The sequence below is a fragment of the Dactylosporangium sp. CS-033363 genome (genome assembly GCF_050942475.1).
Lineage (GTDB): Bacteria > Actinomycetota > Actinomycetes > Mycobacteriales > Micromonosporaceae > Dactylosporangium.
Map to the genome: position 1 here is coordinate 5,717,471 of NZ_CP192032.1, position 15,226 is coordinate 5,732,696.

General features: G+C 73.8%; 12 protein-coding genes. 1 reads left to right on the forward strand and 11 read right to left on the reverse strand.

All coding sequences use genetic code 11. From position 1 onward, the window contains the following. Positions 1 to 2: 2 nt before the first annotated feature. Genes ACQPZ4_RS26430 through ACQPZ4_RS26480 form a run of 11 tightly spaced genes read right to left on the reverse strand, consistent with a single transcriptional unit; the run spans position 3 to position 13,739 of the window. Positions 3 to 779 (reverse strand): SDR family oxidoreductase, encoded by a 777-nt coding sequence (locus ACQPZ4_RS26430; RefSeq protein ID WP_433040541.1) that lies wholly within the window; start codon positions 777 to 779, stop codon positions 3 to 5. Between the two features lie 2 nt (positions 780 to 781). Continuing rightward, on the reverse strand, positions 782 to 1,819 hold the full coding sequence (locus tag ACQPZ4_RS26435; protein ID WP_433040544.1) for a glycosyltransferase family 2 protein: 1,038 nt from the start codon (positions 1,817 to 1,819) through the stop codon (positions 782 to 784). Continuing rightward, positions 1,816 to 2,970 (reverse strand): 3-dehydroquinate synthase family protein, encoded by a 1,155-nt coding sequence (locus ACQPZ4_RS26440; RefSeq protein WP_433040547.1) that lies wholly within the window; start codon positions 2,968 to 2,970, stop codon positions 1,816 to 1,818. The genes ACQPZ4_RS26435 and ACQPZ4_RS26440 overlap by 4 nt, the downstream gene beginning before the upstream one ends. Further along, a complete protein-coding gene (locus ACQPZ4_RS26445) occupies positions 2,954 to 4,171 on the reverse strand; it encodes an AMP-binding protein (protein WP_433040550.1) in 1,218 nt (405 codons plus the stop codon). The genes ACQPZ4_RS26440 and ACQPZ4_RS26445 overlap by 17 nt, the downstream gene beginning before the upstream one ends. Further along, a complete protein-coding gene (locus ACQPZ4_RS26450; protein ID WP_433040553.1) occupies positions 4,168 to 7,158 on the reverse strand; it encodes a condensation domain-containing protein in 2,991 nt (996 codons plus the stop codon). Before ACQPZ4_RS26450 ends, ACQPZ4_RS26445 begins: the two co-directional genes overlap by 4 nt. After that, the gene (locus ACQPZ4_RS26455) at positions 7,155 to 7,418 is read right to left on the reverse strand and encodes an acyl carrier protein (RefSeq protein ID WP_433040556.1); all 264 of its coding nucleotides are present in this window, start codon (positions 7,416 to 7,418) and stop codon (positions 7,155 to 7,157) included. The genes ACQPZ4_RS26450 and ACQPZ4_RS26455 overlap by 4 nt, the downstream gene beginning before the upstream one ends. After that, a complete protein-coding gene (locus tag ACQPZ4_RS26460; RefSeq protein WP_433040559.1) occupies positions 7,415 to 7,900 on the reverse strand; it encodes a phosphopantetheine-binding protein in 486 nt (161 codons plus the stop codon). Before ACQPZ4_RS26460 ends, ACQPZ4_RS26455 begins: the two co-directional genes overlap by 4 nt. Then, positions 7,893 to 9,572, reverse strand: a complete 1,680-nt coding sequence (locus ACQPZ4_RS26465) for an AMP-binding protein (protein ID WP_433040562.1) — start codon at positions 9,570 to 9,572, stop codon at positions 7,893 to 7,895. The genes ACQPZ4_RS26460 and ACQPZ4_RS26465 overlap by 8 nt, the downstream gene beginning before the upstream one ends. Beyond that, complete coding sequence (locus tag ACQPZ4_RS26470; protein ID WP_433040565.1) at positions 9,569 to 12,805, reverse strand: non-ribosomal peptide synthetase; 3,237 nt, start codon at positions 12,803 to 12,805, stop codon at positions 9,569 to 9,571. The genes ACQPZ4_RS26465 and ACQPZ4_RS26470 overlap by 4 nt, the downstream gene beginning before the upstream one ends. Before the next feature lie 7 nt (positions 12,806 to 12,812). Then, entirely contained in the window at positions 12,813 to 12,992 is a 180-nt protein-coding gene (locus ACQPZ4_RS26475) for a hypothetical protein (RefSeq protein WP_433040568.1), read from the reverse strand. A 39-nt stretch (positions 12,993 to 13,031) separates the two neighbouring features. Next, positions 13,032 to 13,739 carry a hypothetical protein gene (locus ACQPZ4_RS26480; RefSeq protein ID WP_433040571.1) on the reverse strand — a complete coding sequence of 236 codons (708 nt, stop codon included), beginning with the start codon at positions 13,737 to 13,739 and terminating at the stop codon, positions 13,032 to 13,034. Between the two features lie 210 nt (positions 13,740 to 13,949). Here ACQPZ4_RS26480 and ACQPZ4_RS26485 point away from each other — a divergent pair, with 210 nt between their 5' ends. Continuing rightward, positions 13,950 to 15,224, forward strand: coding sequence for a condensation domain-containing protein (locus ACQPZ4_RS26485; protein WP_433040574.1), 1,275 nt, complete (start codon positions 13,950 to 13,952; stop codon positions 15,222 to 15,224). Positions 15,225 to 15,226: the final 2 nt, after the last annotated feature.

Here is a 15,226-nt window from a genome sequence, read left to right on the forward strand (position 1 = left end):
CGTCAATCTGTGCATCCGGCGACGTCCTGGGCGTACTCGACGAGCGAGCCGGTCATGATGCCGCCGCGTTCGGAGAGCATGAGGACCGCGAGGTCCGCGAGTTCGTCGGGCTTGGCGAGCCGGCCCATCGGCTGGGCGGCCTCGGCCGCGGCGAGCCAGCCGTCGCCGGCGCCGTGGGCCTGGCGTTGGATTGCGTCCTCGTGCGGGGTGTCGGTCCAGCCGAGCAGGATGCCGTTGACGCGGATGCGGTCGAAGCGGTGCGCGTGGGCGACGTTGCGGGTCAGCGTGGCCAGGGCGCCCTTGGACGCGGCGTACGCGGTGAGGTACGGCTGCCCGCCCCGCGCCGCGACGGAGACGATGTTCAGGATCGCGCCCGGCTCGCCGCGCCGGCGCATGTCCCGCACCGCCTCCTGCATGGTGAGCATCGGGGCGCGGACGTTGACGGCCATCATCCGGTCGAACAGCTCCGGCGTCGTCTCGTCCAGTGTGGACCGTTCGGTGCTGGCGGCGCAGTTCGCGAGGGCGTCGATGCGCCCGAACCACTCGACGGTGCGCAGGACCACCGATCGCGCGTCCTCCGCACGGTACAGGTCGACCTGGAGAAATCGGGTCGGGCAGCCCTTCGCGCTCAGCTCGGCCGCGATCCGCTCGCCGCGCGCCGAGTCCCGCCCGGCGATGGTCAGGCCCGCGGCCCCCTCGGCGGCGATGGCCCTGGCGATGGCCTCCCCCACGCCGCTGGTACCGCCGGTGACCGCCGCCACCCGCCCGTCGTAGCGCACGCTCAGCCCCCGTACCGCTTGGCGGGCTCGGTGTCCCAGACGAACGCCGGGTCGTCGGTCCAGCCGAACCCGGTCAGCAGCCGGTCGGGCCGGCCGAGCTGCCAGGCGGCCACGAACTCGCCGAAGTCGAAGCACCAGTCCAGGCCCGCGCAGGCGATCGACTCGGCGATGGATTGCAGGGTGGGGGCGTCCTCGCCGAGGCGCTCCCTGGCGTCGACGGCGAGCAGGACGGCGGCGACCGCGGGCAGCAGCACCGGTCCGGCGACGGCGGTGGCGGACAGGGTGGTGACCCGGTTGAGCTTGAACCGGCCGCGGCGCGGGTGCACGTCGAGCAGCCACTGGCCCGACTTGCCGTAGGTGACGAGGCGGCGGCAGACGGTACCGATGGATTCGATGCTGCTCTTGTCGTGCACGACGAGCGCCTCGCGGTCGCAGACGATGGCGTGGCCCGCTTCGGTGAGCCGCAGCCCGAGGTCGACGTCCTCGCCGCCGACGACGGTCAGCGGCCGTTCGGCGAAGCCGCCGACCGCCTCGAACGCGGACCGGCGCACGGCCAGGTTGCAGGTGGTGGCCCAGCCGACCCGGCTCGCCTGGGACGGCCACTCGAACGCGGAATTCAACAGCTTGGAGCGGGACATGATGCGGAACATCGCGTTGTCGACGCCCTGCACGAACGTCGGCCCGGCGACCGCGCCCACGGTGTCGTCGGCGGCGCGCAGGGTCCGCACGTGCCGCTGCAGCAGCTGCTCGGTGGCCAGGCAGTCGGAGTCGATGAACAGGATCAGGTCGTAGGCGGCGGCCTTCACCCCGTCGTTGCGTTTCGCGCCGACGTGCCGGGGGCCGCGCAGGTACTGGGCCTGGAAGGTGGCGCAGTGCTCCTGGTGGGCGCGGGCGTCGGCGGGCTCGGAGTCGTCGACGACGAGGATTTCGACCGGCTCGTCGCAGGCCTCGATGGCCGGGCCGAGACTTTCCAACAGCCGGCGCATTTCGGCGACGCGGCCCTTGACCGGGATGACGACGGAGAGTCCCTTGTCGCTCATACGGCCTCCAATGCGTTCATGGCGACGGTCTCGAACGCGTCCATGACGGCGTCGACCGCTACGGGGACCAGGGGTGGGCCGCCGGCCGGGCCCGGCACCGCGTGGCCCATCCCGTCGAGCAGGACCATGAGGACCTCGCCGGGCGCGCACGGGCCGTAGCCGCGCTTGTTGTCGGCGGCGAGCACGGCGCGGATCGCGGCCCGGTCGAGGCCGTCGAGGCGGGCGGCGGCGTCGGGCAAATCCAACGGGGCGACGAGCCGGTGGTGGGCGGCCACGTCGGCGTCGCCGAGGCCGTGGCGGCGCCGGGCGACCTCGGCCGCGATGAGCATGCCCCAGGCGACCGCCTCGCCGTGACGGATCGCGCCGCCGCTGACGAACTCGATGGCGTGCCCGGCGGTGTGCCCGTACTCGAAGATCAGCGCCCCGCCCCGCTCCCGCGGATCGGCGGCCACGTACGGCGCCTTGGCCTCAACCCCGATCTCCAGCAGCGCCCGCAGCGCCGCCGCCGGGTCGAGGGTCAGGTCGTCGAGGGCCCGCAGCAGCTTGGCCTCCAGGGCGGGCGCGGCGACCAGGACGTTCTTCACCATTTCGGCCAGCCCGGTCAGCAGGTCATGCCTCGGTACCGTCGACAGCCACGCCAGATCGCAGGCGATGAGGGCGGGCACGAAGTACGTGCCGGCGAGGTTCTTGCCGGCGCTGAGGTTCACGCCCTGCTTGAGCGAGACGGTGGCGTCGAACGCGGCGACGGGCGTCGTCGGCAGGTGCACGAGCCGGGTGCCCCGGAACAGCAGGGCCGCGGCGAGCCCGGCGATGTTGCCGACGGTGCCGCCGCCCATGGCCACGACGGCCGAGCGGCGGGTCAGCCCCCGCGCGACCGCGGATTCCAACAGGTGTTGGACGGTCGGCAGGGTCTTGTGCCGCTCGTGGGCCTCGACGGCGACGGCCTCGACCCGCACCCGCCGGCCGAGCTCGGCGGCGACGGCGTCGGCGTGCCCGCGGACCCCGTCGTCGAGCACGAGCAGGACGGTGTCGACGTCGCCGAGCCGGTCGACGACGGCGTCGGCGAGCGCGGGGGTGCAGTCGGTGCCGTAGAGGTACGGCACGGCGGCGTCGCCGAACGCGAGCCCGAGCTCCTCATACGGGGAGCGCATCGTAGTTCACCTTCCCGTTGGCCCGGCGCGGCAGCCGGTCGATCGCGGTCACCCGCACCGCGGTGCGGTGGATGCCGAGCACACGGCCGACGTGCGCCGCGACCTCGGTGGCGCGGACGGCGGCGAGGCCCTCGCACCACACGAGGATCCGGTCGTCGCCGGCCAGGGCCGCGGCCGGCGCGAGCGCGGCGGCGGCGAGCTCGACGGCGTCGAGGTCGACCCGGACCCCGTACGCCTTGCCGATCCGGTTGAGCCGCCCGGACAGCCACAGGTGCCCGTCGGCGTCGAGCCGGCCCCGGTCCCCGGTGGCGAGGACCCCGCCGAGGTCGTCGCCGCGGGCGAGGTCCTCGGCGGTCTCGGCGTACCCGAGCATGATGGATTTGCCGTGGCAGACGACCTCGCCGCCGTCGGTGACGCTCAGGCGCATCCCGTCGACGGGCGGGCCGACGCAGCCGACCTTGGCCGGGAGGTGTTCGGGCGGCAGGACGCAGATCCGGGAGCCGGCTTCCGTCTGGCCGTACATCGGGTAGAACGCGGGCAGCGCCGTGTTGAATTGCCGCACCAGGTCGTCGCGCAGCCGGCCGCCGGACACGGACATGCTGCGCACGGACGGACTGGTCGCCGGCGTCCACGGCAGGCGGGCGAGCAGTTCGAAGGTGTGCGGGACGCCGGTGATGGCGGTGACCCGGTGTTCGTCGACGGTTGCCCAGAAGCCGGGGTCGATGACACCGCGGGGTTCGAGCACGACGGTGGCGCCAGCGAGCAGGTGGCTGTGCAGGACGCTGAGGCCGAGGGTGTGGAACAGCGGCAGGCTGGTGACGGCGACGTCGTCGGCCCCGATGCGCAGCGCCTTGACGATCGCGGTGGCGGCGGCGACGACGGCGGGCCCGGAGTGCCGCACGAGCCGGGGCGCGCCGGTGGACCCGGACGTGGCGAGCATGAGCGCCAGGTCGGGATGGATGTCCTGCGCGCCGCCGAACCGCGCGGTGAGCTCGTCGGCGGCGGCCGGGTCGCAGACGAGCGCCGGCCGACCGGCGGCGAGGGCGGCGAGGTAGTGGAGCACCGAGGGCGCGTCGGCGCGCATGGGGCAGATCACGACGCCACGCTCGGGAAGGTCCGCCGCGGTGAGCCGGTCCCCGGTGTACTCGTCGCCGGTGACCGCATCGATCACGCGGGCGCCGGGGCCGATGAGGTCGGTCATCGTCCCGCTTCCTCGGCCAGGAGGCGGCGGACCTCGTCGTCGTCGAGCGCTTCGATCTCGGCCAGGAGCAGGTCCTCCACGGCGACGGCGAGTAATCCAACGGTTGTTGCGGTGAAGATCGTCCGCAGTGGTACCTCGATGCCGGCCCCCGCCCGCAGCCGCGCGACGACCCGGGTGGCGAGCAGGGAGTGCCCGCCGAGGTCGAAGAAGTCGTCGTCGGCGCGGATGCCGGTGACGCCGAGGACGTCCCGCCACACCTCGGCGACGAGCCGCTCGGCGTCGGTCTCGGGCGGGCGGCCCTCCCCGGCCTCGGCGGCGACGGGCGGGAGGGCGGCGCGGTCGACCTTGCCGTTGCGGGTCATCGGGAGCCGCTCGAGCACCGCGTACGCCCTCGGCTGCAGGTACGTCGGCAGCAGGTCGTCGAGGTGGGCCCGGATGTCGCCCGGCGTGGGTGCGGTGGTGCCGGGGGCGGCGACGAGGTGGGCGACGAGCCGCCCGTCGTCGGCACTCACGACGGCGTGACCGATGGCGGGATGGGTCAGCAGGGCGGCCTCGACCTCGCCGGGTTCGATCCGATAGCCGCGGACCTTCAGCTGCTCGTCGATCCGCCCGAGAAACTCGAACGCCCCGCCGAAGGCCCCGTCATGGCGGGTGCGGCGGCGGGCGCGGTCGCCTGTCCGGTAGTGCCGGACGCCGCCGAGTTCGACGAACCGTTCGGCGGTGAGCTCCGGGTTGCCGAGGTAGCCGTCGGCGAGGCCGGCTCCGCCGATGACGAGTTCCCCGGCGACGCCGTCTGGCACCGGAGCACTGCCGAGGCCGATGACGTGCACGCAGGTGTCGCCGATGGGGTGCCCGATCGGCGGGCGCCCGTGGGTGTCGGCCGGGGTGAGGTGGGCGGCGGTGGCGATGATGGTGGCCTCGGTCGGGCCGTACGTGTTCAGCACCTCGACGCCCGCGCCGACGTGCGCGAACCAGCGCCGCAGGGCGTCGGCCCGGACCTGCTCGCCGCCGAGGATCAGCAGCCGCAGGTCCTTCGGCCAGGCGACGGCGGCGGGGTCGGCGCACAGCTCGTGCCAGTACGACGTGGGCAGGTCGAGCACCGTGATGCCCTGCCCCTGCGGCGTGGCGAGGAAGTCGGGGAGCTCGGCCCGGTTCCCGGTCGGGATGACGAGGGTGGCGCCGGCGGCGAGGCACGGGTACACCTCTTCGCCGAAGGTGTCGAAGGACGGCGACGCGAACTGCAGGACCCGGTCGGCGGGCGTGAGCTTGTACCGTTCCCGCATCCACTCGACCCGCGCGGCGAGGGCGTGGTGCGGCACGGCGACGGCCTTGGGCCGGCCGGTCGATCCCGACGTGTACATGGCGTAGGCGATGGACGGCACGTGCGCGCCGGCGAGCAGTTCGATGCCGTCGGCGGTGATGACGGCCCCGGCGCCGCTGTCGGCGAGCTGCTCCCCGATCCGCTTCGCCGGCGCGTCGGGGTCGAGGGGCAGGTAGCCGCCGCCGGCCCGCCACGTGGCGAGCAGCGCGACGACGAGGTCGATGCCGGGGGCGAGCCGGACCCCGGCGAGGCCTCCGCCGAGCTGCGCCGCCATCGCGCGGACGCGGGCGTCGAGCTCCACATAGGACAGTGATGCGTCGCCACAGACCAGTGCGGTCGACGCCGAAGAGAAGTCGATGAGGTTGAGCACTCGCCGGTCCGCTGCCGACCGGCTGCAATCCCAGGAACCCTGTTCTGCCGCGGCAAGTCCAGTATAGAGCTCCGACAGCCGCGCGTCCGGATCGTTGGCTGCCAAACGAATCAGCTCGCCGAACCGCCGCACGAGCACCGCGACGGTGTCCGCGTCGAACAGGTCGCGCCGGTACTGGGCGACGACCTTGAACGCAGGACCCGTGAAGCATTCGAAGGTCAGGTCGAACTTCACCGCACGGTGGCCCGGATCGACGTACGACGACGAGATCCCCGGCAGCGACAGGCCCTCGTCCTCAGATCCACTGTGGACCACCAGCATGGTGTCGAACAGCGGCGTGCGGGCCGGGTCGCGGCGCACGTCGAGGCGGGCGATGAGGTCCTCGAACGGCAGCTCCCGGTGCGAGTACGCCTCCAGCGCCGTCGCCTTCACACGCGCCAGCAGCTCGCGGAACGTCGGGTCGCCGGCCAGGTCGCCGCGCAGCACGATGGTGTCGAGGAAGTACCCGATGAGCGGCTCGGCGTCGGTCCGGTCCCGGCCGCTGACCGGCGAGCCGACGCTGATGTCGTCCTGGCCGGTGGTGAGGCCGAGCAGCGCGAGATAGGCGGCCATCACGGTCATGAACGGCGTGGTCCGGCCCGCCGTCGCCAGGGTCCGCAGGTCCGCCGCCCGCTCCGGGCCGAGTTCGAAGCCGTCGAAGCTCCCCTCGCTGCCACGGTGGGCCGGGCGGGGCCGGTCCGTGGGCAGTTCCAGGACCGGCGCCCCGGCGAGCTGCTCGGTCCAGTACGCGAGGGTCGCGGCACCGTCCGGGCGCGGCAGGGCGGCCAGATCCGCGTACTGCGTGGCCAGCGGTGGCAAATCCAACGCGGCGTAGATTGCCGCCAGCTCGGTGCGCAGCAGCCGCAGGGACCAGGCGTCGGCGACGATGTGGTGCAGTACCAACACGAACACGTGCTCGTCGGGTGCCGTGCGCAGGATCGCGGCACGGACCGGGGGCGCCGCGGTCAGGTCGAACGGGGTGTTGGCCAGGGCCGCGATGTCGCCCGCGTCGAGGATCGGGACCTCGGGGCGCCAGTCGGGCAGGACCTCCTGGACCGGGCCGGCGCCGTCGAGCGGGAAGCGGGTGCGCAGCGCGCCGTGCCGGGCCACGACCGCCCGCAGCGCGTCGGCGAGGGCCGCGGCGTCCAACGGTCCGCGGAGCCGGTAGGCGAGCGGGATGTGCCAATCCAACGCGCCGGGGTCGACCTGGGCCAGGAACCACAGGCGCCGCTGGGCCGGGGTGACGGGTGCCCTCATGCGTGCGACTCCACCGCGGCGGCGACGTCAGCGGCGGCACCGGCCGCGTGCGTCTCCACCGCGGCGGCCAGGTCGGCGACGGTACCGGCGTTGAAATACTCGGCCAGCGGCAGCTCGACCCCCAGCCGCTCCCGGACCCGGGCGGCGGTGCGGGCGATGAGCAGCGAGTCGAAGCCGAGGGCGAACAGGTCGTCCTCGGGGCGGACCGGGCGCTCGAGCACCTCGTCGACGATGGCGTACACGGCGCGGGCGGTCGTCATCGGCGCGCGTTGTCGATGATCTCGGCGATCGCCGCGAGGGACGGGGCCGACAGCAGGTCGCCGAGGGTCAGGTCGGCCTCGAGGCGCTCGTTGGTGAGGTCGAGCAGCAGCGCGGCGGTCATCGAGTCGCCGCCGAGGTCGAGGAAGTTGTCGTCGGCGGCGACCCGGGTGCGCCCGAGGGTCTCGGCCCAGATCTCGGCCAGGTCCTCCTCGGTGGGGGTGGACGGGGCGCGGAAGGTGTGGCTGCCGGGGCCGTCGAGGTCCGGGTCGGCGGCGGGCAGCGCGTCGACGGCGACGAGCACGTCGGGCAGTTCGGCCTGGTCGAGCGCGTCCCACAGGTGGTCGCGCAGGTCGACCGGCGCGGCGGCGAGGCCGGGGACCACGGCGAGGACGCGGCGGCCGTCGGGGGCGCGCTGGGCGGCGGCGTCGGTGACGCCCGGGTGCTCCCGCATCAGCTTGACGGCGTTATCCAACTCAGACATGTGCATCCCTTTCCACGATGTACTGCGCCAGCTCGCGCACGGTCGGCGCCTCCAGCACGGCGATGGTGTCCACGTCGACACCGAGGCGTTCGCGGGCGGTGGCGGCGATCCGCGTGGCGGCGAGCGAGTCGCCGCCGATCTCGAAGAAGTTGTCGGCCGCGCCGACCGCGCCGGTCTGCAGCACCTCGGCCCACACGGCGGCCAGGCCCTGCTCGAGCTCGGTGCGCGGGGCGAGGTACTCGGCGGCGCCGGGCTCGTCCAGCAGCGCCGGCAGCTCCCGCTTGACGACCTTGCCGGCCTCGTTGCGGGGCAGGTCGGCGACGAGTCGGACCACGGCGGGCAGCTCGGCGCGGGTGAGCTGTTCGGCGGCGTGGCGGCGCAGGTCCCGTACCGTGGCGTCGTCGTGTCCTTGTCTCAACACCACGAACGCGGCCACGATCTGGCCGAGGACCGGGTGGTCGGCGCCGCACACGGCGGCCTCGGCGACGGCCGGGTGCCGGGTGAGGACCTGCTCGACGCGGCCGGTGGAGACGTTGAACCCGCCGACGATGACGACGTCGGAGGCGCGGCCGGTGAGGAACAGGGTGCCGTCGGCGTCGACGTAGCCGAGGTCGCCGGTGCGCGTCCATCCGTCCGACACATCGACGGTACCGGCGTCAAGCAGTTCCCTTGGCGGCGCTCCCCCGGCTCGCAGCCACACCTCGCCGGGCTCGCCGGAATCCAACACGCCGCCGTCCGGCCCGGTGATGCGCACGGCGCTGGTGCCGACCGGCCGGCCGACGGCCTCGGGGCGGGCCGGGTCGAAGCGGGTGGCGACGCGTGCCGGGTACGTCTCGGTCGAGGTGTAGAAGTTGTGGAACGCCGCGTTGGGGAACAGGGCGGTGAGGTCGGCCATGATCGGTACCGGCAAAGGGGCCCCGGAGAAGCTGACGCCCTTGACGGTGGGCATCGGGGTCGCCTCGCCCGCCGTGGCGCGGACCAGCCAGTGGCCCATGGCGGGGACGAGGCAGACGGTGACGGCCCGCTCCCGGGCAGCCAGCGCGGTGAACCGGGCCACGTCGAAGGTGGGCGTGGCGAGCAGGGTGTGCTGGCCGCCGACGCAGTTGAGCAGCACGGCCTGCGCGGCGACGGACCCGACGGGCAGGGCGTGCGCGCACGGCTGGTTGGCCCGCCGCGCGGTCGGCCAGGCGACCTGGGCGCGCAGCAGGTTGGCGTGGGTGGCGACGACGCCGCGGGGCCGGTCGGTGGTGCCGGACGTGAACACGACCTCGGCCGCGTCCTCGGGTGCGACGCTCGCCGCCAGGGGTTCTTCGGGCTGCCCGGCACCGAGGTCGTCGCCGGCCCGCACGACCCTGGCGACGTGGTAGCCGTCGGCGATCCGGGCGAGTTCGTCCGCGCCGAACCGGGTGCCGACGAGCAGGGCGACGGCGCCGAGCTTGAGGGTGCCGAAATAGGCGATGGCGTACTGCGGCCAGTCCGCCCCGCCCAGCGCCAGCGCGACCCGGTCGCCGTGGCCGACGCCGTGCTCGCGCAGCCCGCGGGCGAACGCGTCGGAGCGGGCGTCGAGCTCGGCGAAGGTGAGGGTGTGGGGCGAGTCGCCGCCGAGCACGATGGCGGGCCGGTCCGGAACGAGCCGGGCGGACTGGCGCAGCAGATCGGGAACCGTCCTCATGCGACCTCCTCGCGAAGGCGGGTGGCCAGCTCGGCCGGGGTTGGCGCGTCGAACACGTCGAGCAGGGTCACGCCGCCGCCGAGGCGGGCGGCAAGGATGGCTGCCAGCAGCGAGTGCCCGCCGCTGGTGAAGAAGTTGCTGTCCGGGCCGATGTCGTCGCGGCCGAGCACGTCGCGGAACAGCGCCACGACGGGGTCGGCGCCGGCCGCGTCGGGCCCGACTGGCGCGTCGACGACCGCCACCACCGGGGCGGCCGGCGGTTCCGGGAGGGCCTTGTGGTCGACCTTGCCGTTGGCGTTGCGCGGCAGGGCGTCGAGCGGGACGAGGTCGGCGGGCACGAGCCAGTACGGCAGGTGTTCGCGCGCGTGTACCCGCACCGACTCCAGGTCGACGTCGGCGGGCTGGAGGTAGCCGACCAGGCGCCCGTCGCTCTGCGGGTCGCCGGCGAGGACGACGGCGGCGGCGGTGACGGCGGGGTGGCGTTCCAGGGCGGCTTCGATTTCGCCGGGTTCGATCCGGCGGCCGCGGAGTTTGACCTGGCGGTCGGCCCGGCCGAGCAGGGTGACGGTGCCGTCGGGGCGCCAGGTGGCAAGGTCGCCGGTGCGGTACAGGCGGCCGCGGTCCGGGTCGTCGACGAACCGCTGGGCGGTGAGGTCGGGCGCGCCGGCGTAGCCGCGGGCGAGGCCGGTGCCGCCGATCCACAGTTCGCCGACGAGGCCGGGCGGGGCGTCCTGGCCGTGCTCGTCGATGACGTGGAACGACGTCTCGGCGATGGGCGCGCCGATGCTGACCGGGTCGGCGACGCCGGGGCCGATCCGGGCGCTGGAGGACCAGATGGTCGTCTCGGTCGGGCCGTACACGTTGTACAGCACGCAGCCGGTCCGCAGCAGCCGCTCGGCGAGCGCGGCGTTGAGCGGCTCCCCGCCGCACAGCACCCGCCGCCCGCGCAGCTGGCCGCCGCCCGAGCCGGCGGTGCGACCCGAGCCGCCAGCGCCAGCCGCGCCGCTCGAACTGCCAGCGCCGCTCGAACCGCCAGGGCCGCTCGAACCGCCAGGGCCGCTCGAACCGCCAGGGCCGCTCGAACCGCCAGCGTCGCTCGAACCGCCATCGCCAGCCGCAACGCCCGAGTGCGCCGCGCCGGTCGAAGCGCCAGCCGCGCCGGTCGAAGCGCCAGCCGCGCCGCCCGAATCGCCGACGCCTGTCGCGCCGCCCAAGCCGGCTGAGCCTGCGGCGAGGCGCCAGATGGTCGGGGTGGCCTGCACGATGGCGACGTCGTGCCGGGCGACGAGGTCGAGCATGAGTGCCGGGTCGGTCTGGGCCTCGTCGGGCGCGACCACCGCGCCGCCCCCGTAGGCGAGGGACAGGAACAGCTCCAGCGCGGAGATGTCGAACCCGAACGTGGTCAGCCACAGCACCCGATCGGTTGCCGAGACGTCCAGTTCGTTGGCGAAATGCCGCACCAGGTTCGCCAGGGCCCGATGCGGGATCTGCACACCCTTGGGCCGGCCGGTCGACCCGGAGGTGAAGATCACGTAGGCGAGGTCGTCTTCCCCCACATTCTCCAACCCCGCCACGACCGCGTCAACGTCCACAGTGGACTCCGCGCGAGCGGCGGCCTCGCCGTCGACCGTCACCGTAGCCCCGGCCCGTGCGAGCTGATCACGCAGCCGGGCCGAGGGCTGGCGCGGATCAACCGGCAGATAGGCGGCCCCGAGCGACCACACGGCAAGCACCGCGGCCGCCAGATCGACCCCGCGCGGCAACGCGACCGCGACGACATCCCCGCGTCCGACCGCCTGCTCAACCAGCCATTCCCGCACCCCGGCAGCCCGCGCCATCAACGACCGTCGTGTATGGACAGTCCCGTCCGCGTCAATCAACGCCGGCTCGTCCGAGTCGTGCCGCCGCCCGATCAGCGCCGCCACGGACGCGGACGGCACCGGCACCACGGCCCGCGTCACCGCAAGCCGTTCCGCGGCAGTCCACATCGGCAGCGAGGCCAGGGACCGCTGCGGGTCGGCCGCCGCGGCCGCGAGGAGCAGCTCGAACCGGTCGGCCAGGGACCGTACCGTGGCCTCGTCGTGAAGCTCGGTGCTGTAGACGGCCTGCAGCGCAACCCGTCCCGCCGACCGCAGCACCACGAACTGCACGTCGTGCCGGTCGGCCCCGAGGTCGACGGTCACCCAGGCGGAGTCCGGCAGCTCCCCCGGCGCCGCGTTCTGCGCCGCCGGCAGGAAGTTGAACATGTGCCGGAACAGCGGCGACCGCCAGCTCCCGCCCGGCACCTCCCCCAGCAGGTGCTCGAACGACACGTCGGCGTGCTCGATCGCCTCCACCATCCGGTCCCGCACCTGCGCCGCCAGCGCGGCGAACCCGCCGTTCAGGTCGACGGTCAGGCGTACCGGCAGCGTGTTGATGTGATATCCAACAGCCGATGGATTACCAGGCCGCCGCACGTTCGCCGGCACCCCGATGACGAGGTCGGGCCCGGCGCCGTGCCGGGCGAGCAGCGTGGCGTACGCGGCGAGGAGCACCATGTTGTCGGTCACCCGCAACCGCGACCGCAGCCGGGCGACCGGCGCCGGGTCGAGGTCGCGCTCGAATCGCGCGCCGGCGAACGTGGGCCGGGCGGGTTCCGGGCGAGCCGACGACAGCGCCAGCCGGGACGGGTCGACGCCGGAGAGCCGATCCAGCCAGTACCGCAGACTCTCCCCCGACGCCGCCGGCTCCGTGAACGACTCGCTGACCGTGGCCGGCTCGAGCGGAATCCCGTTGGCGATCCGGTGGTAGGTGGTCGCGAGGTCCGGGAGCACCACCCCGCCCGACGCGCCGTCGAACACGATGTGGTGCGACACCAGGCAGAGGACGCTGCCGCCCTCGTCGAGGGCGATGCCGTACACCCGCAGCGGCAGATCGGCCTCGAGGTCGAACGGCCGCAGTGCCAGCTCGGTGAGCACCGCGCCGAGCTTCGCCTCGGACGCGTTGAGCACCGCGACCGGAACCTCGTCGTGGTCAGGAGTGGCGATGGAACGGTAGGGGACCCCGCCGCGTTGCGGGAAGTGGGTGCGCAGCGCGGGGTACCGGCGAAGGATCTCAGCGGTCGCGGACGTCAGCGCGGCCGGGTCGAGCGGCGCACTGGTGCGGATCGCGAGCGGCTGGTTGTCGACGGCGACGCCGGGGGCGAGGCGCTGGAACAGCCATAACGCCTCCTCCTTGCGGCTCAGCGCGCTCATCGCGGCATCACACCGCGAGCCGCGGCACGCTCCGACGCCCGTCGCGCCCAGTGAGCCGCGCCGTCGTGAGCCGCGCCGCCGCGTGCTCCAGCGCCCATCGCCGCATCACGGCCCGCGCCGCGGCGTACTCCGGCGCCCGCGCCGCCGCGTGCTCCAGCGCCCATCGCCGCATCACGGCCCGCGCCACGGCGTGCTTCGGCGCCCGCGCCGCGTCGGGTCCCGGGGCTCATCGCGGCATCGCGGCCCGCGCCGCGTCAGGTTCGGCCAGCAGTCGTTCCTGCGGTACGTCGAGGCGCAGGTGGGGCCGGTCCGCCAGCGCGGCCGGCAGCTCGTGGTCGCGGGAGAGCACGACGAGGTCAGGTGCCAGCCCGTCGAGGCCGGCGGCGCGGCACATCGCGAGGTACCGCAGGTTCGCCCCCACCCGCGCGCACAACTCGGTCGCGATCGAGTCGGGTACGCCCTGCTCGCCGAGGACCTTGCGCGCCACGACGCCGTAGCGCTCGGCGAGTTCGTCCGCGTCGGCGGCCGCATCGGCGGTGGGCTCGGCGGGGACGCCCATCCGGCGCACGGCGTCGGCGTAGTGCTCGGCGATCGTGCGGGCCGTCACGTCCACCGGGTCGAAGAGCACCAGCCGCCCGTCCGGACCGGCCAACGCGCCGGCGAGTGCACCGCCCGCGCAGAAACCCAACGCGGCGTGAAAGTTTCCCAGCGCGGCGCTGCGCTCGCGCCACGCGGCGAGGTGTTCGCGGGGGTCGCCGGGGCCGGTCGGCCAGCCGGTCTCGTCGGTGCCCCAGATCGCGCAGTCGCCCGGCAGGTGCGGGGCCAGGTCGCCGAAGTTGGCCTGGGCCCGGACCTTGGCCAGGGTGAAGTCGACCGCCACCACGGTCCGTGCCTTGGACGCACTGCTCAGCAGGCGCCATCCCCCGATCGCCACGCCGACGACGGTAAATCACCCATTAGGGTGACGTCGAGGGTTTCGGGGGCTTCGACTTTTTTCGAAACTTCAATGTCTGTCCCGGGACTTGACAATGCGCGCGGGGCCGGGCAAGGCTTTGTGACCATGAGTCGGGGTGCCTCTCGGCTGGCGCGTAGTCAGGAGGCGCTGTGGGAGTTCGTGTCCTGCTTCGCGCCTGATGATCCGGGCGTGCTGGGCTACAACGTTTTCGAAATCACGACCTGGCATGAGTCGGTTGACGTCAATGCGTTTCGTGTTGCCGTCGCCGATGTGTGCGCGCGTCACGACGCCCTGAGAATGGTTTTCGATTCGATCGACATCGAACCGTTGATTCGTTTTCCGGACAGCATCGAGCCGCCGGTTTCGTTCACCGACCTCACCGCCGAGCCGGCCTCGCGGCGCGGGCTGCTGCGGGGCAGCATCCTCGGGTACGAGCGCGGCCGGCCCTTCGATCTGCGGGCCGGTCCACTGTGGAGTGTCGTGCTGCTGCGCGAGGCCCCGGACCGGCACACCGTGGCGGTGACGCTGTTCCACCTCATCGCCGACGGCTGGTCGACGAGCGTGCTGCTGCGGGACCTCAAGGCCGCGTACCGGGCGCGCACCGGCACCGGCCCCGCCCTGCCGCCGCTGAAGCTGTCCTACGCGGCGGCGACGGCGGCCCCGGACCTCGGCCCGGCGGATCGGCGCCGCCGGGACGAGTTCTGGCGGCGCACCCTGTCGCCGTTGCCCACGCGGTGGCCGTTTCCGCGCTCCGTTGGATTACCTGACGTGACGGCGGAGGCGACGCTGGGCCTGCCGATCGAGGCGGGCCTGATCGGGCGGCTGCACGCGTTCGCGCGGGCGCACCGCATCACGCCGTTCCTGTTGTACCTGGCCGCGTACCGGATCCTGCTCGGCGCGCGGACCGGGGAGCCGCGACTGGTGCTCGGCACGGCGACGGCGGGCCGCGACGAGCCGGGCGCCGAGGACCTGGTCGGGCAGTTCACGAACAACGTGTACATCGCGACGAGCATGGGCCCGGACACGACGCTGCTGGACGGGATCGGCCTGGTGCGCGGCGCGATGTACGACGCCGTGCGGCACACCGCGTCGTTCACCGAGATCGCGCGGGCGGTCAATCCAACGTTCGATGGGCAACGGCCGTGGCCGTTCCTGCTGCTGTACCACTCCTGGTTCCAGTCGGCCGCGCCCACCACCGACCCGCCTCCGGACCGCCGCGAGCACCGCTCCCGCGCCCGCAAACCGGCGGGCACCGTCCTCGATGAGCGGGCCACGGCGCTGTGGTCCAAGCGCGGCGAGCCGGGCCTGGTCGTCCGCCACGACCGGCGCGGCGCCTCGATGAATTACAACCCGACAATCTATCCGCGGATGGATATGCTGGCGACGCTCGAGGGGTACACGGCCGTGCTGAGCGCCCTGCTCGCCGACCCGGATCAGCGCATCGGCGAGGTCAAGCTGCCGTAGGC